Origin of the sequence: Flavobacterium cellulosilyticum (genome assembly GCF_004349355.1) — a bacterium.
Lineage (GTDB): Bacteria > Bacteroidota > Bacteroidia > Flavobacteriales > Flavobacteriaceae > Flavobacterium > Flavobacterium cellulosilyticum.
This window is the reverse complement of the sequence record NZ_SMFK01000012.1, coordinates 42,299-67,915: the sequence shown is the minus strand read 5'-3', so window position 1 is coordinate 67,915 and position 25,617 is coordinate 42,299. Positions and strand designations below refer to the sequence as shown.

At 31.6% G+C, this 25,617-nt stretch carries 22 protein-coding genes; 6 read left to right on the top strand and 16 right to left on the bottom strand.

Translation table 11 applies throughout. The annotated features are described in order from the left end of the window. Positions 1 to 227: 227 nt before the first annotated feature. The 9 genes from E0F76_RS14895 to E0F76_RS14860 form a co-directional block, all read right to left on the bottom strand. Complete coding sequence (locus tag E0F76_RS14895) at positions 228 to 1,334, bottom strand: glycosyltransferase (RefSeq protein ID WP_132007812.1); 1,107 nt, start codon at positions 1,332 to 1,334, stop codon at positions 228 to 230. Positions 1,335 to 1,372: 38 nt separating this feature from the next. Continuing rightward, positions 1,373 to 2,644, bottom strand: a complete 1,272-nt coding sequence (locus tag E0F76_RS14890; RefSeq protein WP_132007809.1) for a glycosyltransferase family 4 protein — start codon at positions 2,642 to 2,644, stop codon at positions 1,373 to 1,375. Between the two features lie 74 nt (positions 2,645 to 2,718). Then, positions 2,719 to 4,083: a lipopolysaccharide biosynthesis protein gene (locus tag E0F76_RS14885; RefSeq protein ID WP_165932717.1), complete on the bottom strand. Its 1,365-nt coding sequence runs from the start codon at positions 4,081 to 4,083 to the stop codon at positions 2,719 to 2,721. A 249-nt stretch (positions 4,084 to 4,332) separates the two neighbouring features. After that, positions 4,333 to 4,458, bottom strand: coding sequence for a hypothetical protein (locus E0F76_RS19910; protein ID WP_281275289.1), 126 nt, complete (start codon positions 4,456 to 4,458; stop codon positions 4,333 to 4,335). Positions 4,459 to 4,539: 81 nt separating this feature from the next. Next, positions 4,540 to 5,478 carry a hypothetical protein gene (locus E0F76_RS14880; RefSeq protein WP_132007803.1) on the bottom strand — a complete coding sequence of 313 codons (939 nt, stop codon included), beginning with the start codon at positions 5,476 to 5,478 and terminating at the stop codon, positions 4,540 to 4,542. Positions 5,479 to 5,703: 225 nt separating this feature from the next. Beyond that, positions 5,704 to 6,816, bottom strand: coding sequence for a GDP-mannose 4,6-dehydratase (gmd, locus tag E0F76_RS14875; RefSeq protein WP_132007924.1), 1,113 nt, complete (start codon positions 6,814 to 6,816; stop codon positions 5,704 to 5,706). Between the two features lie 81 nt (positions 6,817 to 6,897). Then, positions 6,898 to 7,854, bottom strand: coding sequence for a GDP-L-fucose synthase family protein (locus E0F76_RS14870; RefSeq protein WP_165932716.1), 957 nt, complete (start codon positions 7,852 to 7,854; stop codon positions 6,898 to 6,900). Between the two features lie 100 nt (positions 7,855 to 7,954). Then, positions 7,955 to 8,944, bottom strand: a complete 990-nt coding sequence (locus E0F76_RS14865; protein WP_132007800.1) for a mannose-1-phosphate guanylyltransferase — start codon at positions 8,942 to 8,944, stop codon at positions 7,955 to 7,957. 11 nt (positions 8,945 to 8,955) lie between these two features. Continuing rightward, complete coding sequence (locus E0F76_RS14860; RefSeq protein WP_132007797.1) at positions 8,956 to 9,384, bottom strand: adenylyltransferase/cytidyltransferase family protein; 429 nt, start codon at positions 9,382 to 9,384, stop codon at positions 8,956 to 8,958. Between the two features lie 527 nt (positions 9,385 to 9,911). Between E0F76_RS14860 and E0F76_RS14855 the strand changes: the two genes are divergently transcribed. Both E0F76_RS14855 and E0F76_RS14850 read left to right on the top strand, forming a co-directional pair. Further along, positions 9,912 to 11,303 carry a nucleotide sugar dehydrogenase gene (locus tag E0F76_RS14855; RefSeq protein WP_132007794.1) on the top strand — a complete coding sequence of 464 codons (1,392 nt, stop codon included), beginning with the start codon at positions 9,912 to 9,914 and terminating at the stop codon, positions 11,301 to 11,303. 64 nt (positions 11,304 to 11,367) lie between these two features. Next, positions 11,368 to 11,829, top strand: coding sequence for a UpxY family transcription antiterminator (locus tag E0F76_RS14850; protein WP_132007791.1), 462 nt, complete (start codon positions 11,368 to 11,370; stop codon positions 11,827 to 11,829). A 214-nt stretch (positions 11,830 to 12,043) separates the two neighbouring features. Here the strand turns inward: E0F76_RS14850 and E0F76_RS14845 are convergent, their stop codons facing one another. Continuing rightward, the gene (locus E0F76_RS14845; protein WP_132007788.1) at positions 12,044 to 12,331 is read right to left on the bottom strand and encodes a helix-turn-helix domain-containing protein; all 288 of its coding nucleotides are present in this window, start codon (positions 12,329 to 12,331) and stop codon (positions 12,044 to 12,046) included. A gap of 281 nt (positions 12,332 to 12,612) precedes the next feature. Then, positions 12,613 to 13,686 (bottom strand): ATP-binding response regulator, encoded by a 1,074-nt coding sequence (locus E0F76_RS14840; protein ID WP_132007785.1) that lies wholly within the window; start codon positions 13,684 to 13,686, stop codon positions 12,613 to 12,615. A gap of 458 nt (positions 13,687 to 14,144) precedes the next feature. Here E0F76_RS14840 and E0F76_RS14835 point away from each other — a divergent pair, with 458 nt between their 5' ends. After that, positions 14,145 to 14,906, top strand: a complete 762-nt coding sequence (locus E0F76_RS14835) for a response regulator (protein WP_132007782.1) — start codon at positions 14,145 to 14,147, stop codon at positions 14,904 to 14,906. Positions 14,907 to 15,707: 801 nt separating this feature from the next. Further along, positions 15,708 to 16,145 carry a hypothetical protein gene (locus tag E0F76_RS14830; protein ID WP_132007779.1) on the top strand — a complete coding sequence of 146 codons (438 nt, stop codon included), beginning with the start codon at positions 15,708 to 15,710 and terminating at the stop codon, positions 16,143 to 16,145. A 93-nt stretch (positions 16,146 to 16,238) separates the two neighbouring features. Here the strand turns inward: E0F76_RS14830 and E0F76_RS14825 are convergent, their stop codons facing one another. Both E0F76_RS14825 and E0F76_RS14820 read right to left on the bottom strand, forming a co-directional pair. Continuing rightward, positions 16,239 to 16,616 carry a response regulator gene (locus E0F76_RS14825; protein ID WP_132007776.1) on the bottom strand — a complete coding sequence of 126 codons (378 nt, stop codon included), beginning with the start codon at positions 16,614 to 16,616 and terminating at the stop codon, positions 16,239 to 16,241. 7 nt (positions 16,617 to 16,623) lie between these two features. Continuing rightward, positions 16,624 to 20,154: a PAS domain-containing protein gene (locus E0F76_RS14820; protein ID WP_132007773.1), complete on the bottom strand. Its 3,531-nt coding sequence runs from the start codon at positions 20,152 to 20,154 to the stop codon at positions 16,624 to 16,626. A 2,047-nt stretch (positions 20,155 to 22,201) separates the two neighbouring features. Between E0F76_RS14820 and E0F76_RS14815 the strand changes: the two genes are divergently transcribed. Further along, the gene (locus E0F76_RS14815) at positions 22,202 to 22,621 is read left to right on the top strand and encodes a DUF6943 family protein (protein ID WP_132007770.1); all 420 of its coding nucleotides are present in this window, start codon (positions 22,202 to 22,204) and stop codon (positions 22,619 to 22,621) included. 246 nt (positions 22,622 to 22,867) lie between these two features. Here the strand turns inward: E0F76_RS14815 and E0F76_RS19745 are convergent, their stop codons facing one another. The 3 genes from E0F76_RS19745 to E0F76_RS14795 are packed head-to-tail and all read right to left on the bottom strand — an operon-like array spanning position 22,868 to position 24,348. Next, on the bottom strand, positions 22,868 to 23,185 hold the full coding sequence (locus tag E0F76_RS19745) for a hypothetical protein (RefSeq protein ID WP_246022078.1): 318 nt from the start codon (positions 23,183 to 23,185) through the stop codon (positions 22,868 to 22,870). 10 nt (positions 23,186 to 23,195) lie between these two features. Further along, positions 23,196 to 23,591 carry a DUF5675 family protein gene (locus E0F76_RS14800; protein ID WP_132007764.1) on the bottom strand — a complete coding sequence of 132 codons (396 nt, stop codon included), beginning with the start codon at positions 23,589 to 23,591 and terminating at the stop codon, positions 23,196 to 23,198. A 1-nt stretch (position 23,592) separates the two neighbouring features. Further along, positions 23,593 to 24,348, bottom strand: a complete 756-nt coding sequence (locus E0F76_RS14795) for a hypothetical protein (RefSeq protein ID WP_132007761.1) — start codon at positions 24,346 to 24,348, stop codon at positions 23,593 to 23,595. A gap of 308 nt (positions 24,349 to 24,656) precedes the next feature. On the opposite strand from E0F76_RS14795, the gene E0F76_RS14790 reads away from it, so the two are divergent. After that, positions 24,657 to 24,860, top strand: a complete 204-nt coding sequence (locus tag E0F76_RS14790; RefSeq protein WP_132007758.1) for a hypothetical protein — start codon at positions 24,657 to 24,659, stop codon at positions 24,858 to 24,860. Positions 24,861 to 25,617: the final 757 nt, after the last annotated feature.

Sequence of the window (25,617 nt, the reverse complement as noted above, 5' to 3'; positions counted from 1 at the left end):
AGTACAAAAAACTGAATTATCCACCAAAAAGTAGTGTTTCCTAATTTTAATGATTCCCCATGTGAATTGAGTGTAATCAGAAATATTCCCCAAGGTAAATATTTAAATATAATAGAACGACTTAGCATTTTAATTTATGTAGCGGGATTAGCTGTCCAAATTTCATTAGTTAGAACTTTTGCATTCATAACCTTACTTATAATATTATTAATTAAATTTATTAAAATTTATCTATATAAATCATAAATTCGATGCACATTATCTTCTATACTGAAGGTAGAGTCAACAAAATTTTTAGCTTTTTTAGCTATTTTAGTAGCCTCTTTTTTATTACTGAATAATTCTATAACAGAATCTGCTAGCACATGGTAATCTTCTGCAATTAAAACACTATTCTTCCCCGACTTATTAAAATCACATAAACCCGGTACATCATATAAAATAGCTGGAATTTTACAAGCCATAGCCTCAATCGTTGTAATAGGAATTCCTTCAAAACGACTAGGCATCAAATAAATATCTGATGCTATTAGGTGTTTTCGTACCGCTTCTTGGTTTCCACAAAATCGTATATGATTAGCTACTCCTAGATCATTTGCTAATTGCTTTTCTTCCTCTTCTGAACAGCCTTTTCCCAAATGTAAATACAGACAATCTGGAATTAATTTCAATATTAGAGGCAAAGCTTTTATAATATCAGTATGTCGTTTTACATGACTACAGCCACCTACTGAAATCAATACTAAAGTTTGTTCTCCAATTCCTAACTCTTTCCTAACGGTAACTTTCTCCCCTTCAGAAGCAGGATAATAACGGGCATTCCCATACCAGTTATACACTTTAATCGTTTCATTATGGTAACGTTTTAGTTCATTGTCATGAACGGAATCGCTTATCGTTTGAAATTGGCATTTAAACACTTTTTTAGCAGACCATCGTTGTAAATAATGGTAAGGATAGCTAAGAAAACGACTAGAAAAAACATTATGAAAAGTATAAATAGATTTTATATTTGCTACCCAAGCACAAAAAGCAAAACCCCATCTCGCAGCAGAACTATGAATATGAACCACGTCGTACTGCTCTTTTCTTAACAACTTTATTATAGTCTTGTAATAATGGATACGACGTAAATAGTTTTTTAATGGAGGCATCGATAGGTGCAATACTTGATAACCTGCTTTTTCAAAATAAGTTGCGTATTCTCCTAATTTATCAGCGGTAGCCATCACTGTTAATTCACAGCCTTTAGCTTGAAAAATAGGTGCTGCATCTACATACATTATTTCGGCACCAGAAAATTTTAAACTATTAAGGATATGTATTACTTTCATGTTGTTGTGCCTATTAGTTTTTTTTAAACAGATTTTAATTAAATGCGATTATTATATACAATATTTTCATAAATGTTTTGATATTGGGAAGAAGCTCCTTTTATGTGATGCCTCTTTTCTGCTATTTTTTTGGCATTAACAGAAAGTTTCTGAGCTAACTCATCGTTAGAAAACATTCTATCGATCTGATATGCTAAAAAATTACTATCCCCACTTGGAAACATTAGAGTACTTTCTTCATCTTTAACAATTGATCCAATACCTCCAACAAAAGAAGTAATTGTGGGACATCCTACTAGCATAGATTCCCCTAATGAATTTGGACTGTTTTCTATAAAGGATGCCAAAACAAAGATATGGTTAGATTTATATTGCTCTGCCATTGCTTGCGCATTCAATCTTTTGAAAAAATTGATGTTCTTTTCTAAGTTAAATTTCCTAATTAAGTATCCTAAATAAATAGTATAATCTTCACCAAAAAATCGTTCTCTTAAAGTAAGTTTGTTTTTTATTTGTGACAAAGGTACATTTACTAGAATATTAGGGTATTTTGTCTTTAAAAGGTTAACCGCCTTTAAAAGCACATGCAATCCCTTTACAGAATAGGCTGCAGAACTAAAAAAAATAGTTTCTCTTTTACAGGTTAGTAAATCCCATTGTGTTTTATAAAAAGCATTTCTTAGCAATTCTTCGCCATGAAAATAATGTGCATTTGGATTTAATGCTTTTAATTGTGCTCTATCCCAGTTGGTTCGACCTATAAAATACTTATTATTTTTATAAATTTCTTTTTCAATAATTGAATATTTATTCCAATTAGTATAAAAACCATTTACACCTCCATAAAATAACCAATTTTTAAGTGATTTGAAACGGTTAATGTCTATGTTAGCAACACTACTTTTTAAATAGGGCATATAACAACTAATTATTCCCTGAATAGAACAAACAACAGGCAATAATGGTACTAATTTTGCAATCAATCCAAAATTTAATTCGGTTCCATGTATATGAATAATGTCCGGTTCAAAATCATAGATTTGAGCTAAATAATGTTCCGATAATTCTTTTGATAAATAGTTTTTTTTTGATTTTTTGTTAATCGGAATAGTATAATAGATTATATTATTCTGAATTATTTTCTGTATATTTCCATCCAATACAGGAGTTAAAATACCTAGCTCAATTGAACTATATTTATTCAAGGCAAAATAAAGCGATTCTACCCATGATCCACCTTTTGTTGGCTTTCCCTCAACAAATGGGTAAAATGATTCTATAACATCATTTGTTATCCAAAGTACTTTCATGTTTTTTTTAATTTACTAATATCAAGCACCTTCTTCTTTTGGTGCTCTTCAAATTTTTAATATTATAAGAACAATTAACTGCTGAAAATACCTACAGCTCGTTTATTAATAATTTTATAGTACTGTAGGGGTGCTAATATTAATCCTGGTATCGAACAAATTATTGTAGCTAAAATAACACCTTTTGATCCCATACCTAAATTAATTGCCAAATAAATTGAAAGTGGAATGTTAATTACAGCAGATATTACTGCTTGTATAACTTGCAATCTTATTTTCCCAGTACCGTTTAAAAAAGCTGTAAATGGGGATATAATTGTATTAATAATAAAAAACAAACCTATAAATAGTGTCAATGAAGTTGGAATTGTCACTTTAGTTCCAATCCATAATAAAAATATCGAATTAGAAAATATCATCATTAATATTATAACTACAATAGTTAGCAAAACAAGTTTAAGCAGATTATCCATAGCATTTTTTATCCATTCCCAATCATTTTTCTGAGTCGCTTCAGTAATAGTTGACCAATAAGGTGCTATAATTATAGAAAAACCCATAGAAACGATACTAAAATATTTAAAGACGATATTATAAGGTACTACAGCAGCAGGAGAAAATAATTTTGAAATAATCAGGTTATCAGACGTATAGAGTACTATTCCACAAAATTGAAGTATAAAAAATTTCATTCCCAATCCAAAAATATCTTTTAAATGTTTTTTTTTCCATAAAATAAGGGAAGGACTATATTGTTTATATCTATTGGAAAATGCAAATATATTTAAGCCAATTAAAACCAATACCGGTAATGCAGAAAAAATAGTTCCAAAAATCAGTAAAGAACTTTTTGCAAAATGGGTCATTAGCCAAATAGATAGTAAGGATAAGGCAGAGCTATAAAAGGTGATCTTACCCTGCATCGAATGTTGTTGGTCGGCTGTATAGATGGTTGTTATTAGTTTCACTACCAATTGCAAACAAAAAAAAGAAAAAATTATTGGCATTAAAATACCTAAATCATTTTGCATTCCTGCATTAGCATTAAAAACACGTGTCCAATCTATAAAATAATTTAGTCCAAAAAATACAATAATAAGCAGTAAACAAATACTAGCTATTGTATAATAGGCTGAGCTTACATAAGCTTTGGCAAGAGTTAAATCATCTTTAGCTTTGGCTTCTGCAAATTTGTTACGCAAACCATTTCCTAAACCAATATCAAAAAAAGAAAACCAACCTATAAATGAACTCACTGTCAGCCATATTCCGTAGTTTTCGGTATCTAGAAAACTGATAGTAAGGGGTACTAAAAGAAAAGAAGTTATTATACTTCCACCTTTATAAATGAACGACACCAGAACATGTTTTGTAATGTTCTTAGTACGATCACTTTTAACCCCAACTTTATTGTAAACTTTTTGGATTGTCTGTTTCAATTCTCTGCTATTAAAATTTATTTTTAACTACTAATCCCATACTCCTATTGCATATACACTGTAAGTCGATATCTATTAAATACAGATCTTTTTTAAATAGCGAAAGCGGTCATTGGTTAGATTGATTAACTATCGATTAACAGTTAACCTTTTTCTAAACTATTCAGCTGTTCTCTACTCGAAAAAATTCAGCGCCGAGTACCCACTATTTTTTAAACATTAATCTTTTTGCATCAATTTTAAGTCAAATTACATCATATCTTTCACTAAGGCAACCAATAAAAGTCTGGTAGCATACAAAGAAATGAACATCGTAATTGCCATACGGGCATACAAAATACCTGTATTTCTCGCTACGCGATGAGCTGCTTGCATAGTAATTGTTGTTTTTTTATTGGTTTATTGAAGCTGAGATTCACCCTAAGTGGTTTGGAAAAGTTCATTAATTCAAATGAATCATCCTGTTATATTTCTTCCATTCCTAGTTTTTATCCAATGTTCGTTGACTAGTTGAGCATAATGATAGTTTAAATTATAATTGAAATCACCTCCAAACTCATCCCAAATACCAAACAACAGCTGAAGACTGCCTCCTAATTCTATTGACTTCTTTCCCATACGCTTTACATGTGCTGCTAATGGAAATCCATATGCACCACAACCACCTATTAAACAAATATCATACTCCTGCTTATCAATTTCAGTTTTCATATAATCAAGAACTTCAAACCAATCTTTATATAACATTAAATTCTCTGCAATACTCACTGAAGCTTGCAGGATTTGCATTTCAAACTCTGGTAACAAATCATTTTTAAATAACAAATCTCTTTTCAGATATTGTTTTTCTATTGTGTCAACTAATGGGTGAACAACCAACACTTTTTTTCCCTTTAAAGCCATTGTCCATGGCAATGTAGTGAAGTAAGGATTTAATAATTCAAATTTTATTTTTTCGCAGTTCATTAATTCTTTATCGAACAAACGTTCGTGTGGAAACCTCGAGGATAATATATTTACTTCAGGAATATCCTGTACCATCAACTCACAAAATTGTTCTATTTTATTGTTTTGTTCAGGAAAGAAACCGCCAAATTGTTGCAATTGATTGATTGTAGTATTATCCCACCACCACGATTGTGTTTTTCCTTGTATATATTTTAAATAGTCTTTACCATGATCTTTTACCCCTATGTAGTTTACCAAACAGTTTAACTCCGTATTTCTAAAACCTGCTATCATACAAGGTTGATCATTCATTAAGGAATCATAAACAACATAGGACGCCAAATCTGCACCCTCTATGCACTCCGGTTTTCTATTTTGTGATCTATCAAAAAAAATACCATGACTTTTTCTTAAAATTTTTAGTCCAATAATTAATATATTATTCACGTTTTTCTGTATTTAAAATTCAATTTCTAAATCACCAGTGCCCGACTACTTTTTATCATAGAATCAAAAATGCTTATGGAACATAAACCATATTTTGTTTATTATAAAAAAAGATGTTTTCAGATAAGCAATAAACAACATTTATTGAGTACTTAGTGATTAACTAATATGCTTAATCACTAAGTACAGTAATAATTATATCTATTATTAGATGACAATCTATTTTTACTCGAAATAATTTAGAACGCTATACCCTCCATCAATAAGATACTGATCTTTCTGCATCAACTTCAAGTCCGATTGCATCATATCTTTCACTAAGGCTTGCAGATCATATTTGCATTCCCAACCTAATTTGGTTTTCGCTTTGGTAGGATCCCCAATTAGCAAATCAACTTCCGTTGGACGGAAATATTTAGGATCAACAGCCAATACTTCTTTTCCTATTTCCAATTGGTATTCAGGATTGTTACAAGCTTTTACATACCCTCTTTCTTCAATTCCTTCACCTTTGAATTCCAATACAATCCCTACTTCGGCAAAACTCATACGCACAAATTCACGTACTGGAGTAGTTGTCCCTGTAGCAATTACCCAGTCTTCTGCTTCATCAGCCTGCAAAATCATCCACATCATGCGCACATAATCTTTGGCATGACCCCAGTCGCGTTTGGCATCCAAATTTCCTAAATACATTTTATCTTGTAATCCTAGTGCAATTTTAGATGTGGCTCTGGTAATTTTACGAGTCACGAAAGTTTCCCCACGAATGGGTGATTCATGGTTGAACAAAATACCATTACAGGCATACATTCCATAAGCCTCTCTATAGTTTACCGTAATCCAAAATGCGTACATTTTTGCAACTCCATATGGAGAACGTGGATAAAATGGTGTAGTTTCTGATTGTGGAACTTCTTGTACTTTACCATACAGCTCTGAAGTTGAAGCTTGATAAATACGCGTCTTTTGCTCCAAACCTAATAAGCGAACTGCATCTAAGATACGTAGTGTACCCAAACCATCGGCATTACCAGTATATTCAGGTGTTTCAAAAGACACAGCTACATGACTCATTGCAGCTAAATTGTAGATTTCGTCAGGTTGTATCTCCTGAATCAAACGAATCAAGTTGGTACTATCGGTCATATCACCATAATGCAAAAAGAAATTGCGGTTATCAATATGAGGATCCTGGTATAAGTGATCAATACGATCGGTATTGAATAATGAGGTACGTCTTTTCAAACCATGAACGATATATCCCTTTTTTAATAAAAATTCACTAAGGTAGGCTCCATCTTGCCCAGTTACTCCTGTTATAAAGGCTACTTTCATTTGTGTACTCATATTGCTTCGTTATTTGATATTTTATATGAAAAGTTAATTCGGTTAATTAATTATACGGCTAACCGATTTTTACATTTTTAATTCTTTAAACTTGTCTGTATTATCTAAAAACCAACTATAGGTTTTCTTAATTCCTTCTTCGAGATTGGTTTGATGCTTCCATCCTAAGGCATGCATTTTAGAAACATCCATTAATTTTCGGGGCGTACCGTCTGGCTTCGTATCGTCCCATATAATTTCTCCTTGGTGTTCAATAATTCTTTGGATCATTAATGCCAATTCTTTAATCGTTAAATCGGTTCCACTACCTACATTATACAGAGATTCAGGAAGTGTATTCTCTAAGGCAAAAACAACGGCTGCTGCCATATCATCTACAAATAGAAATTCGCGCAAGGGTGTGCCACTTCCCCACAAAACGACAACGGCATGATTATTCAGTTTAGCTTCATGGAATTTGCGAATCATAGCAGGCAAAACATGAGAACTATTTAAATCGAAATTGTCATGGGTTCCATATAAATTGGTAGGCATCAAACTCACAAAATCCTTATCAAATTGATTCCGTAAAGCTTCACAGGCTTTTACTCCGGTAATTTTAGCCAAAGCATACCATTCGTTAGTCGGCTCCAATGGCTCTGTAAGCAAATACTCTTCCTTCAAAGGTTGGGGAGCTAATTTTGGATAAATACAAGAACTGCCTAAAAAGATAAATTTATCAATCCCCAAACGGTGTGCTGTATCAATAAGATTGTTTTGAATTTGCATATTTTCCATCAAAAATTGATATGGAAAATTGTTATTGGCCAAAATACCACCCACTTTTGCAGCAGCATCTATAATCACATCTGGTTTTGTCTTCCGGATAAAGTCTCGGACGGCTTGTTGATTTCTAAGATCCAATTCCTTACTACTAGCACCTATTAAATTGACATATCCTTTTGCTGATAGTGTACGCCATATCGCGCTACCTACCATACCATTATGCCCAGCGATGTAAATAATTGTATTGTAATTAATCCCCATGAATAACTTTTTGATTTATAAATTGACTTTAATTCGTAGTAATAAAATGTATAAAAACTTTTAATTTAAAATTGCCTTTTTTTAAATTGTGCTTTTTGTATTATAATAATGGGGAATTGATAATTTCCAAGTTTTGATAAACTTGTTTTACCTCTTGAGAATTCTCTTTTTGTAATACCAAAAAAGCATCCGGAGTATGTACCAAAAGACAATTTTTAACACCAACAAAAGAAGTATGTAATGAAGATCCGATAACTATATTTCCATTTGCATCAACGGGATGTCCTGTTTGCAATAAATAATCATAAACTGATTCAAACGAACCTAAATCAGACCAATTAAATTCAGACGGTACAACTTTTATGTTTTTACTACGTTCCATTACGGCATAATCAATACTTATTGATGGAATTTGAAGTGATAAATCGTAATCAAGAAGTCCTGCAATATTAGCATCCCAAACTTTCTTGGATTGTTTATAAACTTCTGGTTCTTGTTTCTCAAGTTCCGCTAAATATAATCCTGCTTTAAAGCAAAAAAGACCACTATTCCAGTAACAATTCCCCTTTTCTAAAAAATGATTTGCTTTTTCTAAATCGGGTTTTTCATGAAAAGCCAACACATCTTCACCTTCAAACTCAATGTAGCCATAACCTGTTTCTGGTTTAGTCGGTTTAATTCCAAAAGTGACTAAAAAATTTTTATTAGCCAATTTAATAGCCTCATTCAATGATTTCTTGTAAAAAAATTCCCCATCAATAATATGATCTGACGGAGTGACAATTAAAACATCATCTGGATTCGATTCAAAAGCAGCAAATGCAATGGCTGCAGCTGTATTTCTTGGGGTTGACTCAACAATATAAGAATGAGAAACTGCAAATTTCTTCATCACTTCAACACTAAGATTATGATTATCTGTGTTACCAACAATAAGGATCTTATCAGCAACATTTGCATTTCGAGCAATAGTCATCTCTAAAAGAGACTTGCCATCAAACAATTCTAAATATTGTTTTGGTTGAGTTTTTCGAGAAAGAGGCCATAACCTACTCCCTATTCCGCCAGTAAGAATAACATGTGTAACCATTCCGCTTAATTTTAATTATTTTCTTTAAAAAGTTCTATTTGAAATACTTCTCTGCGCAATCCGCTTGTGGAAAAACGATGGTCATGTGAATTAAAATACAACTCCATACCTTTTTCTTCACAATACGCTCTACCTGTAAAATCTCTTTGTTTATACTCATCCCCGACAAAACGTATATCAATTTGAAAACACTGTAATATATCCTCTAAATCTTGTTCTGTGGCGTAAGGAACAATTTCATCTACAAATCGACAAGCCTTTAATTGAATGTAGCGCTCAACAACACTTTGGGTCAGTTTGTTTTTATCAGAATGATCCAAAGTAAGATCAGTCTGTAAACCAACAATTAAATAGTCACAATGCTCTCTAGCTTCTTCTAACATTTTTACGTGTCCGGCATGCAACAAGTCAAAAGTGCTAAATGTTATTCCTATTTTCATATGTAGTAAATTATTAAGTAAAAAAAACGCCCTAAAACTAATTTGGTATTTTCAAAATTGGATAAGGGTACCCCATCAACAGTTACATTTTCTAACTGTTTAAAATAAAATAAAGTTAACTTTTCAATCAAATAACATGCAATCAGTTATGATGTTGAAAAATATACAATCAAAATAAAAACAATAAAATTTAAATAATTATAAACAATATCATCATTGATCAATACAGGACAAAACTATCTCTTTTAAAGGGAAATGACCCGCCATATTAATTGTAATGTAGCCTAAATCTGGAGGATTACTTCACTTATTAGGAAGCTTGACTATTTATAAAATATTAGCTTTACAATCTAAAAATCAACAAAAAGACTTACTTATTTAAAACAATTAAATAAGGATGAAAAGCCAATTTAAACCATAACATAGAATGTATTTAAAAATATTGATGTTACAGTTATCATTAATAAAACTATCTAAAACGAAAAGAAATATCCTTTCATTTCAACAAAAAATAAAAAAAAAATAAAATGAAAATCAATAAAATATGTTGCATTGGAGCCGGATATGTTGGTGGACCAACTATGGCTGTTATTGCGCAAAAATGTCCACACATTAAGGTCACAGTGGTAGATATAAACGAACAACGAATTGCTGCCTGGAATGACGAAAATATAGACAATATTCCAATATACGAACCCGGCTTGAGTACAATTGTTGGAGAAACAAGAGGTAGGAATTTGTTTTTTTCAATTGATGTGGAAAAAGCAATTGAAGAAGCCCAAATAATATTCATTTCAGTGAATACGCCAACTAAAACATATGGAAAAGGAAAAGGCATGGCTGCTGATTTAAAATACATTGAATTATGCGCTAGACAAATTGCAAGAGTAGCCAAAGACAATAAAATAGTAGTAGAAAAATCAACACTTCCAGTAAGGACTGCTGAGGCGATAAAGAACATTCTCGACAATACAGGAAATGGAGTGCAATTCCAAATCTTATCCAATCCAGAATTTCTAGCAGAAGGAACAGCAGTTTCCGATTTGTTGAATCCAGATCGAATATTAATTGGTGGTGATACCACTCCCGAAGGTCAAAAAGCGATAAAGTCGTTAGTTGAGATATATGCCAATTGGATACCAACCATTAAAATACTGACAACAAACGTATGGTCATCAGAATTGTCAAAATTAACAGCTAATGCATTTTTGGCTCAAAGAATATCTTCAATCAATGCATTATCAGAACTTTGTGAAAAAACAGGTGCTGATATCCACGAAGTAGCTGGAGCAATAGGAATGGATAGTCGAATTGGCTCAAATTTCCTTAAAGCCTCTGTAGGATTTGGTGGTTCTTGTTTTCAAAAAGACATTTTAAACTTGGTTTATATTGCTAAATCCTATGCTTTACATGAAGTGGCAGATTATTGGGAACAAGTAATTATAATGAATGACCATCAGAAAAAAAGATTTGCAAATAGGATTGTGCAAACACTTTATAATACAGTTGCCGACAAGAAAATCACGTTACTAGGTTGGGCATTCAAAAAAGACACGAATGACACCAGAGAATCAGCCGCAATTTATGTCGCAGATGATCTACTTAACGAACAGGCAAATATCTCGGTTTATGATCCTAAAGTGAATCGAAAAAAGATTTTAGCTGATTTAGATTATTTAGAAACTAGATCGTATAAAGCTAATGCTTCTAAAATAACCACTTGTAATAATCCATATGATGCATGTGAAGGCTCCCATGCAATCGCAATCCTTACAGAATGGGATGAATTTATTTACTATGACTGGCTAAAAATTTATGAATCAATGGAAAAACCTGCTTTCATTTTTGATGGCAGAAACTTGCTTAATAAATTAGATCTACAAAAGATAGGATTTATTTATCAAGCGATCGGCTCATAATAAAAAACCGAAGCTCAGAGCAGTCAGCTTACTCAAATGTAATTAATAAAAATAAATTAGAAAAATGAATTGGTACGTTATATACACAAAACCAAAATGGGAAAAAAGAATAGCTGAACAATTAAATAAATTTGGATTAAATTGTTACTGCCCGACGATTATAAAAACACATCAATGGGCCGACAGGAAGAAGAAGGTGGAAGTGCCTTTGTTCAATAATTATATATTCGTACAATTAGAAGAAAAAGATAGAAATAAGGTATTTATCTCACCAGGCGTAATCAGATATTTGTTTTGGCTAGGAAAACACGCTATTGTAAAAGATAAAGAAATTAATACAATTAAAGAATGGCTTAATGCAGATGAAACTTCAGATATATCAGTAGTAGAATATCAAATAGGTCAAAAAATAAAATTAAATTCCGGACCATTTAGTGAACAATATGGGGTTGTCAAAGATGTAACTAAGAATTATTATGTTTTAATTTTAGAATCTTTAGGTTGCATTTTAAAAGTGAATCATTAATTAAAAATAAGCTAATTTATTTTTTTTATATTTTATAAAAATTGCTTTAATAATCAAAAATAACTAATACAAAAACTGCAAAATATTATAAAAATACTATACTTCCAAAATTTTATTGAAATTCGTTTCAATAAAAATTTTTATTCATGAAAGAACACCGACAGTATAAAACCAATTTTTTTATATTTCTTTCCGAAAATTATCTGATTTATGTTTAGTGTACTGTCTTTGTCTTTAAAGAGTTTAAATTAGAATTTATCCCTAATCTTTTATCTCTACTATTATTAAAAAAAGAGGATATTTCAAAAAATAATAAATCGGAAATCGAAATTTCAAAAATAGCAGCTATATTTGAAATTTTGTTAATCGTCAATTCAATTTCTCCTCTTTCAATTTTACCATAACCACTTGCAGTCATACCTAATTCATCAGCCATATATTCCCTTGATAAATTTTTCATTTCCCTTATTGTCCTAATATTTTTAGAAATAATTATATTCATATTGTAAAAATTTAATTAATATTATCAAAATCACTAAACAATTTATTCAAAGTAAAAAAATAGCCTACATAAAAACTAAAATAATACGTATTACTTAAAAAAAAGTAAGATTAAGTTAAAATAATAAATATTTTAAAAATTATAGATGAAAAATAATTGCACATATCAATTCAAACTTGTTATATGGAAGTCCTAACTTCACCCGCATGATCAGTCTACAACACAAGCTTTAACTTACAAATTTTTTAAGATATTGCATTAAGCCAATATTTATGAACCAGTTAATTATTAACTGGAAGAAATAATTTTATAGACGTACCCTTATTTATATTAGAAACAATAGAAAAGACACCTTTTGTATGTTTTATAATAAATTTACATAGAAAAAGCCCCAACCCCAATCCTTGCTGTTCGTTTTGCTCTCTATTAAATTGTTGACCCGCTCCAATTTTTTTTAACTCGTCTTCACTAAATCCAATTCCAAAATCCTTAATAATCAATTCATAATATTCATCACTATGACACTTACCCCTTATAACAATCTTTTTACCATTACCAGAAAATTTGAATGCATTATCGATTAATTCAAAAAGTATAAAATGCAAATAATTTTCATTTATTTTTATACTTGCTGTATCAACTTCAAAACTGATCCTTGTTTTTTGATTTTTGTAATTATGAAGAAGTTTTTCTTTTACATTCAGAAATATTTTTAATATTTCTGAATTTGATGTAACTCTGAATTCAAGTTTATTATTTTTTAAGTTTTGATAAATAATTATATTTTGCATAGTTCTGTTCAATCTTTCCGCAGATATTTTTAGGCATTCATAAACCTCTTGAATTTCGCTATCTTCTAAATTTACTTCATTATTTATTAAAACATTTGTAAATCCTAATATTCCATTAAGAGGTGTATTTATTTCATGCAGAAATGATTTTTTATTGCCAGAAAACAAATTATTATGTGCCATCTTTATTTTTTCAAATCGTTCAATTTTTGTTTTGATAACCTTTAATAATTCATCTATTTCAAATGGTTTGGATAAAAAATCATCTGCGCCATCAAGCAAGCATTTACGCATTAAAAAATTTTCACTTTTAGCACTTAAGAAAATGAAAGGAATTGAACTTAACGAATGATTATCCTTAATTATATCATGCAATACATTACCATCCATTATAGGCATAATAATATCGCAAAGTATTAAATCTGGAATCCAATATTCTAATACCTCTAATGCTACTTGTCCATTTGAAGCAGTTCTAACATCATAGTCTTTATAAACAAGAAGTTCCGTTATCGTTTCTCTAACATTTAGATCATCATCAACAAATAGTATTTTATTTTTCATAGTATTAATTTTATTATAGCTCCATAACTATCTTTGGCTTAAAATGCTATTTGTATCATTTAAAATTTAGTACGAATCAATTTCATGATCTAAACCGATGTCTCTTATAAAAATTTACTGCATAATCTATATTTACTTCTTTCAATAGCTTATTAAGAATAATAAAAACTCAACAGAAGAATTTCCGTTTTTTAAATTAATTATTTAAAATAGAAACCATTATTTTAAAAGATTTTTTGTGTACTGATTTTCAGTTATCAGCTCTACGATTAAAAAATAAAATCAGTAGTAAAATAAAACTACACTGAAAGCTTTTTAATAAATCAATCTTGTAATGGAACCCTTTTATAACAAAGTATATCTAAAAGTATTTTAATTTAAACTTTAAACACAAACATATACTGATAATCTAAAATATAACAGCTATAAGTTAAAGTGTAAATAGCTAATTTTGTATCATGATACATCTAAAAACAAAAATACTATTAATTGAAGATGACATAGCACTAGGAAGCTCGATTTCAGAGTTATTGGAGTTGAGTGGTTTTGAAGTAAATTGGTTCAAAGATAGTGTTGAAGGACTTGTTTATTTAAATAAAAATGTTCCCGATATCATCATTAGTGACTTGATGATGCCTCATATAAATGGCGGAGAATTGTTTTTAAAAATTCGTAGAAATAGTAAATTTCATATGACTCCTTTTATAATGATTACTGCAAATATGGACCATGAAGTTAAATTTACGCAGTTAAAAAATGGCGTGAATGATTTTATCTTGAAACCTTTTAAAGTAAAAGAACTGATTTATAAAATTAAAAACCTTGCCGATCTTAAAAAAAATATTGAAAAAAAATTCAGCCCTGATCCATATTCAAAAATTACAATAAAGTTATCCGAAAAAGACTTTATTTCCTCTTTAAATGAAATTTTAATTAATAACATAAAATCAAAAGTCGACATGGATGGACTTTCGGATATTCTTTTTATTAGTAAATCTACATTGGACAAAAGAGTAAGAAAACTGACCAATAAAAACACAAGTCAGTATATTAGAGAATTTAGGTTGGATTTTGCTGTTAAACTTATTCAATTAGGAGAAAAAAATATCCAATACTTGGTTGACGAAACGGGATTTAGTTCCTTTTCTTATTTTTCAACAAGTTTTAAATCATATCTTAAATTAACTCCCAGTGAATTCATAAAATCCATTCAAACATAAAATAATAACTATACAAAACAAACCACTATAAACTGAAAGTCGATAGTTTATTAAGCAAACTACAAAGTCAGTGCGATTACTAGTCTTTGATTTTAAAGCTATTATTACTGGAGACATCTTGTTCTCTATCATGCTCCAATTATTCATATACCTTTTCAACAGTGATACTTTCAGTATTCCAAAAACCAATTGTCAAAAGGAGAAATTCAATGTGAATGTGACCTATTTAAGTGACATCTTTCAAAACACGAAGGACTTTTCCTTCGCATATTTGTATCAAAATAGTTCTACATCTCATCTCTATATCTCATTTTAAAACGGCATGTCGGCAATTTATAGACCAAACTATATGAACCGTAGATCGAAAAACTTCGTGACGATTTGTACTTTTAATTTTCATAAAACAAAATTAGTACATTTTGAGAAGCTAAAAATAAATGCACTAAGGCACAACGTTTTAACTATACCTGTGACTAATGTTAAAAGTATTATTTTTAATGTGAAAATTCAAAAACTAACGTCTCTACAAGTGAGAAATTTTAAATAGTTACATTCAAATAATCAGAAGCACTCTTCATTAAAAAAAAACATAACCCGAAATATAAATTATAAGTATTTTTTTTCAAACTATAAATTAAAATAGAGTTTTTCCTGTTAAGAGTATATATTTTAGCCTGACAATTTAGGGTTTTTACTATTTGCGGCTTACCTGAACGAATTTCTTTTGGGGAAAAGATTACTAAACTATTTTTAGTAGGGTAAGCTGCTTTTAGTTCTCAGTTCTAATTCTAATTATAAAGCATGAATGAAAGCATTACAATTCCAAGTAAAATCGAAAAAATAGTTGAGGAAAATTCACTTCTAATACTTTCTGAATCTAAAGTATTTATTAAAAATAACGACCACAGAATTAGTATCTCTTTAAGCCAAATTTCGAATGTGAGAGTAATAAAAAATAGAGATTATACATTCTCAATTTTAGTGTTAGTATTTTCAAGTTTATTTTATATATTGGTTTTAAGCCCTATAAATATGAGTTTTGCATTTAGTTTTTTGTACATAACCCTTATTTATATCGTAATTACTTTTTTAGTAAAAAATTATACTTATAAGCTTTTAATTAATAAAGGTAAATTTAGCTTTTTAGAAATAAGTATTTCAAAAAGGAATAGTGTCCACGCTGAGAGTTTTGCCACAAAATTTAAAAATAGCGATATATCTAAAATGAGTGAAAAATAATTTAATTGTAAGAAACTCAGAGACTGTATATAATAAATAGAGAATTTATTTTTATAAATATATTTGAAATAAAAAAACTTAAATTTAAATTGTTTATTGGCTCTTTTTATAAGATAATAAATAATTTTCTATACTTTGTTTTAATTCTTTGAAAACAAAAGGTTTAGTGAAAAATTCTTTAACCCCTAAAGCAAGTCCTTTTTCTATATCTTTCTGATCAAGTTTAGCAGAAAGGAATATAACGGGTATATTTGAATAATCAGAAAGCTGCTGTTTTTCCATAAAGCCGTAACCATCAAGTAATGGCATCATAATGTCACATATAATAAGATCCGGTCTAAATTGAACAAGTTTCTCTAATCCTTCTATCCCGTCTCGGGCTTCAAGAACATCATACCCAACAAATAAAAGCAGTTCGCAAATGTTTTCCCTAAGTTTTACTTCATCATCAATAATCAATATTTTTGCCATAAATATATTATTTTTTTAACGGAAATTTCAGTGTTACTTTGGTCCCTTTTCCTAATTGACTCTCTATGTGAACAGTTCCTGAATTTTTTTGGGCAAAGGTCTTGACAATGTAAAGTCCTAAACCGGTACCTTGAAAACCATTAGTATTGCTGGCTCTAAAAAAAGTGTTAAATAATTTTGATTGATCTTGTTCAGGAATTCCAATTCCAAAATCAATTATTTCAATAACAATGGTGTCATGACTGGCAAAAACCCTAAAAATTATATCCCCTAATCCTCTTGAATATTTAAAAGCATTATTTAATATATTAAAAATACAGTATTCCATTAAGTTCTTATCAGCAAATATATAAAAATAATTACCTTCAAATGAGGTTTGTACTTTTCTGTTCTTATCATAATTATCACAACTCGAATCAATTACATCAAGGCATAATTGTTTTAAATCAAATAAAATTGGATTAAAATTTGTTTTACCTGATTCTTCCTTAGAAATTGTCAACACGGCGTTCATCAATTCAACTATTCGATCAATTTGCTCGGTTATGGTATTTACTCGTTTTTCAATATTAATAGAATTTACAAAATTATGACCTTCTAAATACATAGATATCAATTCGGCACTCGTCCGAATAGTAGTCATAGGTGTTCTAAATTCATGAGAAATAGTAGAGACTAAGTTGGTACGTAATTCATTTAATTCTTGCTCTTGAATTAAGGTGTCTTTAATGATTTTTTCGGCTTCTTTTTCTTGGGTAATGTCCCTGCTACTGGAACGAAAACTTGATGGCACGCCATTTTCTTTGATTAAAATTGCTTTACTCTCAAACCAAATATAGCTACCTTCTTTATTTCTAAATCTAACTTGAAATGAAATATTTTTTTTTTCGCTGATAATATCCTTTAGCCTATTTTTAAGGATTTTATTATCTTGGGGATGAACAAACTCGCTGGGTACCCTCCCTAATAATTCTTCGGGTGTATAACCTAAAAGCTTATAAATTGATGGTGAAACATAACTATAGAAGCCATTAATATTATGTAAACAAACCAAATCGTCTGTATTATCCGCCAAAAGACGGTACATGTTTTTAGCTTCATTCAGCTGAACGGTTTTGTTCCTGTTAATTTCATCGGTCAACAATTTATTTTGTTCTTCAATCCTTTTTCTTTCCGAGATATCAATAATTTGTGGAATATAATGTTGAATTTTACCAGCACTATTTCTTACGACAGAAACAGATAAATGCACCCAAACTAAAGATTTGTTTTTATGGATATATCTTTTTTCCATATTGAAATGAGTCGCTTCTCCGGAAACTAATTTTTTTTTATTTTCCAAATCCTCTTCTAAATCTTCAGAATAGGTAATTTCTTCAAATGTCAATATTTTAAACTCTTCTTTAGAATAACCTAATATTTCACATAATCGATTATTAGCTTCTATCCAATAACCTTCCATATTTACAATGGCCATTCCTACGGCCGAGTGTTCAAAAGCACCTTTAAATTGCTCTTCGCTTTGTTTTAATTCATCTTTTAGCCTTTTTTCTTTTGTAATGTCTTGCACCGTGCCTATCGCACGTACAGCCTTCCCCTCGCCATTCCGTATGATTACGGCATCATCTTTTACGTACGCATAATCACCATCCGATTTTAGATAACGGTACTCCGAATGCCATTCGTCAATTTCGCTTTCTAAAGCTTTATCCCTACTTTGGAAAACTTTTTTTCTGTCGTCGGGATGAATAAAAGTTTTATTTCTATCTGCAACTAAGTAATTATTATCAAATTTATGACCAAAGAGAGTTGAAAAACCCTCTCCAATATATATAGTGCCTGTCACAAAATCCCAATCCCATATTGCCTCAGAAGTAGCTTTATTAGAATACACAAAACGTTCGTTGCTGATTCGTAAGTAATCTTCCGCAATTTTCCGTGACGTTATATCACTATAGGAACATACTACATAGAGGAATTTTCCAAAGTCATCAAATACAGGAACTGCATCCACCAATAACCATATCAAATCATTATATATGTGGCGATGTACACCCATAATAATATTATTTAATGGTTTCAATTGTTTTACGGCTTGAGTTACTGGGTACTCTTCAGGAAAGAACTCTGAACAATCTGCATGAATTACTTTCCAATGCTTGTCAAAAGGAGTTTTACCAAGAAGTTGATCCCGGGTAAATCCAAACATTTCACACGATGCTTTGTTGATTTCTAATATTTCGTATTCTGTACTATGAATAGAAATTCCTACAGCCACATTCTGAATAATGCTCTTGGTTAGCTGTCTACTTTTAAATATTTCATCTTGAATTTTTTTACTCTCTGTTATGTCAACCCCAGAACCTACCATCATTTCAAGAGAGCCATCTTCAAAAAAAACAGGCGCAAATTTTCGGATGTGACAGGTCGTTTCTCCATTTTTATGCTGCATTGCATCTTCCCATTCAATAACTCCTTTGTTTTCTATAGCCTCCATAAATTTAGCACGGCGGTTTTTTGCAAATTCGTTGTCGCGTCCGGTATGTTCTGCATATTCAAAATCATCTTTTCCTATAATAAATTTCCGCGATTCATCGTCTTTAATTGCGGCAGGATTCAAGTAGGTATATTTATAATTGCGGTCAAAAACAGCAATATCTGTTGGGACTCTGTCTAATATTTTTTCGTAAAATTCTTTTTGTTGTTTAAGCTTTTGTTGTGTTTCAATATGTACTGTAATATCTCTACAATTTCCTGTATAAAACTCTATTCCATCATTTTTGATAAATTTCAAATAGGACGAATGCCATACATAATATTCATCATGGTGTAAGATTCTGTACAGAGTTTCTTCATTATCTTGGTATCCTTGACTTAAAGCCTTTAAAATAGACTCGCATTTTTCTATGTCTTCGGGATGAATAAATTCAGCGAACTTTTTACCTATAACTTTGTCCAAATCATGTCCAAGAAGTAGGGTCCAAGTTTTAGAAGCTTTTGTAATTATTCCATCCAAACTAGCTTCATAAAAAATTATATTTGAGTTATTAATAATTTGTTGAACTTGATTTTTCCTTTGTAGGACTTTTGCTTTTATTTTCTTGTTTTGAACGTGCAATTTTAATAAAGATTGAATTTGCAATACGGCCTGGTGTAACGATTTTAATTGTATGGAAGAAAGTTCTTTAGGCAGGTTATCCATAATACAAAGTGTTCCAACAACTATATTTTCATCTATGCATATTGGAAACCCTGCAAAAAAATCATAAGAAAAATCGGTAGAATTAAAACCTTTCGACTCCTCTATGAAGCTATTATTAACAATAGTAATTTTATTGTGTTGTATAATTTCTTCGCTAATTGCTACTATATTCCCAGGAATGGTCAAAAAATCAAAACCTATGTCCGCTTTAATTATTTGCCCTTCAACACCAACAAGAGATATGAATAAGTGGGGAACTTCACAAAGTTCAGATAAAAAAGATAAAATAGAATTAAAATCCTTTTGCAAATTTATGATATCAAATTTTTTTTTCATTTTTTATTATAGTAATGGCATAAGTTATTTTATGATAATTAGATACAAAAGATTGTAATTATGTTTTGTGTTTGTAGTAAAATAGAGTAAAAATAAAGAATTTTGTAGTGAATAAAAGTTTATAAAAAAAATAAAAAACAATTCCAAAATTAAGCAAAGCAAAAACAGTTACTACACAGCTCTTTTTAATCCATTTAAATCTTCAATTTAAAGAATACCAACCGTTTAATTACAAAAAAACACAGCCATTTATAAACCAACTATTGTTTATCTATCTTGTAACTAAATTTAGTCCAAAATACATTATTTCATGGATTCTAACCAATGTGTTAAAAAAATGTACTGATAATTACAATAGTTCAGTAGTTTTTTTATCTGTCCTGATGAAAGATATAATTTTTAACTATTTGAAAAATTGTGCATTCACTCTTTTAGAATAAAACATAGTATATTCATTATAAATTAAATTCTATAAATACGAATGTTTGATAAAGTTCAGAACCTAACTAAAATCGAATAATTTTTTTATTGGTTTAAAAAATGATATAGAAATAAAATTAAAATATAAAACCTTGATAAAATTTCCATAAGTGTTGTTAAGAGAAACAAATATTTTTTTCAATCCTTATCCTTTTGCTCTATTTAAATACAAGTTTAAAGGTATCCTGCCTATTGAAACATGAACATCCTATTTCGTTTGGTATTAAAACGATATTTTATATCTTATTTGCCACACCTTCATCAAGCTCAAAAAAAACACTTTTGCTTAGCAACATGTGCCCGTAATTTTTCTTTTAAGCTTCTTTTTATAATGCTTTAATTTGGCTAAAAGAAAAAGTATATCAGGTAATACATAAATTCAATTGACATTTTCGTTACTAACATCACGGGCCAACAATCGGTCTCTCTCCGGTCGTTTCCTTTGTTCCGCTCGGCTGTTCCAGTCGGTCACCTTATATTTCCATAATATTATTTGGTTACGTAAGATGTTTAGTATTTCAATTCAATAGCTAGGCTTCCCTCCGTTCCACAGACACTTCACAGCACAAAAAAATAAGGCAGTCCCGCAAAAGGCGAGACAACCTTATTTTTCCGCTGTTCGTTCCTCATCTACACACGGTCTCTTCCTGAGTTCGGTCGGGCTTATGCAGCCACAATACCGCTTCATTCCGTTTCATTCATTCGTTTGCTTTCCGCTCCTTTTCATTACGCTACAAGCGCTCTCTTTCATTTCACTGCATTCCAGCCGTATTTTGACTGCCGCCCTCCGTTTTTTCAGCGGTGGCTCCTTCGCACAGCCATCAGGGTTGGCACCACTTCCCTCGCCTGCTCCTAGTTTATTTTATATAATAAATTCAATTATGAGTTCACTTCAATGATCCTAACGATTCTGTCATCCCGAGCGCAGTCGAGGGGCGTTTTACCCTAAATCAAGGTACGCCTACGGCTGGCTTTTATTTTTTCCCTGCCGTTACACGCTGCTATCCGCTTCGTTTCGCTCCCTTTATGTGTCTTAACGATAGTTTTGTTGTAATCACTAATTATTGTCATCCTGAGCGCAGTCGAAGGGCGCTCAACTCCCGCATCTAGCGTGGCTGTTCGATTGCCGCAACCCCGCCACGACGCTCCTCATCCGCAAAAAAATGTTCCTTGCCCCTGAAAAACGGGGCACCACATTTTTTGCTCCTTGCGGTGCTTGGGGGTGTTTGATGGCCGTTTCCACATGAACCATCCCTGTAGAAGTCTAAACAAGAACGACTCTTCTTGAAAAAAATAAATAAAAAGAAAGTGAAGATCCGCTCCAGTTTCAAATAGTAAAGTTCAAGCCCTACGGGTTTTTGATAAAATCTCCACCCTCACTTTTTCAATTCATATTCTGACTATGAAATCACGACCGCAATTTACATCCACAGTTGGGTAGTATTTTTTCAAAAAAACTTGACTTTATTTGAAACCTTCGCCGACAGGACGACTTTCTTTTTTTTCTTTTTTCTTTTAAAAATATATAGGCGGAGCGTAGCGACAGCATAATTTTAAATCCAGAATTATGACTTATCACAATGTAGTTACCCACCAAGCTCAGAGAGCCATTGACCAACCCCATTTTTTTATTTTAAGTAAAGGGAAAAATGCAGGAAAACCACTAAAGAAAAGTTGTCCGAACTGCTTTTTAATCACTGTAAAAGAAGAAACCGAGTCCGAAAACTTGTATTGGATTGCTTACACCCTTTGGAAAGCCAATTTTTGGCACCAACACCAAATAGGCTCCGTAATTCCTTTTATTAGAATTATTGATTTCAAGAGCTGTTTCCGGGATGAGGTGCTCAGGGCCTACAAACAGCATCAAAAACATATTGAATTTGTCCATCGCATTCGACAATTAGAATCACTCCAGCAGCACTATTCAAAAACCATGGAACAAATTGAAAAATTGAAATGGGCATTACTCCAAAATCAGTTGAGGTAGAAAACCATAAAAGCCAGGTCGAAAAAAAATACGACTTGGCTTTCATTTTGTCTAATCCAAAGGTCACCACAACTAGAATTAGACTATTTTTTGTGCTTCTTGATGAGGTTCTTGAGTAACAAAGATATGATAAAACTAACAATGGCACCAACTGTGGCCAAAATAATAGTTTTCAAAACATCCTCCGAATGTAAATTCGGCAAAACACTCAAAAACGTACCTCCTACCGTACCCATAAGGGTATGATTACCCGCTGTCATCTTCGCTAACAGTGTCAGGCTGAGCTGAGCCCGCCCCGAGCTTGGCGAAGGGCCGAAGCCCTTCCTGATAAGCTGAGGTTCCACTGATATCAGCACTAACCTCTTCACCTGTCGTCAATTGGCTCACCGCAGAAGCAATTCCTCCAGCAACAGCCAAATACCCTCCAACAGTCGTTACCCCTACTGGCAAACGTACCGGTGCTGCCAGGATCGTTCCTCCTATGGCCGCCAATGCCAACCCAATATTTCGAAGCACTTTAAAAAATTTTGGGGTCGGAGCTTTTGCTCGTTTTATAATATTCATAATTATCGTTTTACGATTGAACAATTAACGTAACTCTTTCAATATCAATCAAACCTTTATACACCAGATCTTTCAATTTGGCAAAAGCCTTTCTTGACATCAGACCTAAACCTGGTCCAGAAAATTTCGCTACCGGAGCAATAAAGCCTTTGAGTTCTAATGGCGCATTATTGGCACGATGAAACAAAATCAAACTTCTATTTTTTACATCTATCACCTCCAAATGCCATTGGAGTTTTGGACTAAATCGTTTTCTTATAAAATATTTCCCCTCCGGAATACAGGAAACCCTCGTTTCGTTATTCTTCCAAGGCAATTCAATCGTATAACTGATCAATTTGCCCTCACATTCGAGTTTACCATTGGTTCCATCAGGGAAATAAGTTCTGGACAGCACTAAAACCATCCTACAATCCGCTCACAGCAACCAAGGCCAATGGGTTGTAAGATCCGTTTTTCAACGAATACATACTACCATTCACTTCTTGGTAGAACTCCAATCCTAAAGCCAAAAACAAGGGTTTTGTACTTGCTGCTGTAACGGTATTAACATGGTTAATCGCCACAGTTGCAGTTTGATTCCATGGAAGGATTGCGGTTTCAGAATGTGCCTCTATGAAAGTTTCCGCTTCAAAATCAATTTCAGCTCCTGCAGAAATGATTTTAAAATGTGTTGTTCCTCCAGGGGCTGCAATCATATTAGCAGGTACAAAAGGATCCAAATCCACAGAGATTACTCCACTAGCACGATCAATAACCCCCACATAAGGAGTAAATAAACTGGTACCCAGTTTACCTCTGAGGTTGAATTCAAAGCCAGAAAGCAATTCCGATTCACCATCAATAACATTTCGCAAACCTCTCTCACTGGTCACATCAGCCTGGATTACTTTAACCATCGCTTGAGTCAATCGACTCACCATTCTACCGTCGGCAGAATTGATGAGTAAGGTTCTAAATGCCGTTCTCAAAACCTTTCCAGCCGTTCCAGCTCTACCAAATTCGGCCCCGTTTTCACGGGTTCTCTGGAACGCAGGATCACTTTTGATTCTGCTGGCATCGATACCACCTTTTTCGCGTGCCAAATGCCCGTCTTTTGTTTTGTAAAAAGTAATATCTCCGATAGTACCTTTCAACTTAATTATGCCTTTTTGCCTTGCCATAATTTCTAAAATTTAAATTATAAATTCCGTTTCATTTTCATTCCGAAAACTCGTTGCAACTACATCTCGAATGATTTCTAAACAAATTTTAGTCATTTAAACAGAATAAAAAAGCAAGAACAGTTCCGTATGTCTCAAAACGACATAAATGGCTTAAATAGACATAAAAGCCTATATAAAAAGATTAAAAACCAATGTAACTTGCTTTAGAAATTTATATTTCAAAAAACAGTATATTTGTATAACCCTGAACTACTCATTTAGATGGTTCAAGCTAATCAAATCCTAGTCAAAGGCATAGATAGTGTATGAAAATAGAAAAACAAAGAGTTTGTATCTATCCAAAAGACATACAGCGCATAACCGGAAAGAGTTATCGTCAAAGTACCAGATTGATGCAAAAAGTAAAAACCGACCTCCACAAGCTCGAAAATGAGTTCTTAACGATCGAAGATTTTTGTTTGTATACTGGACTAAAACAGGAACAAGTTGCACACTTGATTTTTGGTTAAAATCTTTGTCTAAAGATATTTAGAAAAGCTGCTTTAACATACCAACATGACCATTAACTAGACTAGTAACTAGGCCAATAACCTGTCCTTTTTTTGCCGTAGTTCCTTTACTATTTAAGTATTTTTCCTTATCTTTGAGTACTTTGAATTTTAAGATATTTGTATCCAAATAAAAAGGAGTCAGTCGAGGAGTCACTTAAAACAAAAGCTTTGCGAAGCCTTATTTTACGCCACTTTTCTGAAATAAATTAGACCCTCTTTCTCCGCAGGAAAATCACCCTAACCCTTATAAATAAAGGTGTTAGGGTTTTTTGTTTTTAGTTCTAGCCCTCATTTAGTCCACAATCAAACTAAAACTTGTTTACAATCAAACATAATCCTCTACAACTGAATTAAAAACCAATCAACTTTTAGATATCTATCAAGAATTATTTGAATACGATTCCAATAAAACATTAGAATTTAATAATAAATAATATTTCTTTTTTCTAGATTTTAATAACTCTTATAACCTGTTTGTTATTTTAACCCACGAATATAAAAAATTTTGGAAAGACATGAAAAAATCAAAGAATTGGTATGACAAGTTCATGTACGCATTTGGCCCTTCTGATTGGAGCCATGATGGAAGTACCCTTACCATAAAGCAAATAAGGAGCCAAATGGCAGAAGCGTAAGCGCTGTCACAACCTAAATATATAGGCTGTATATCTGAGCCATTTTTGGGAAAAGAAATGGAACTTAATTGAACCCGGTA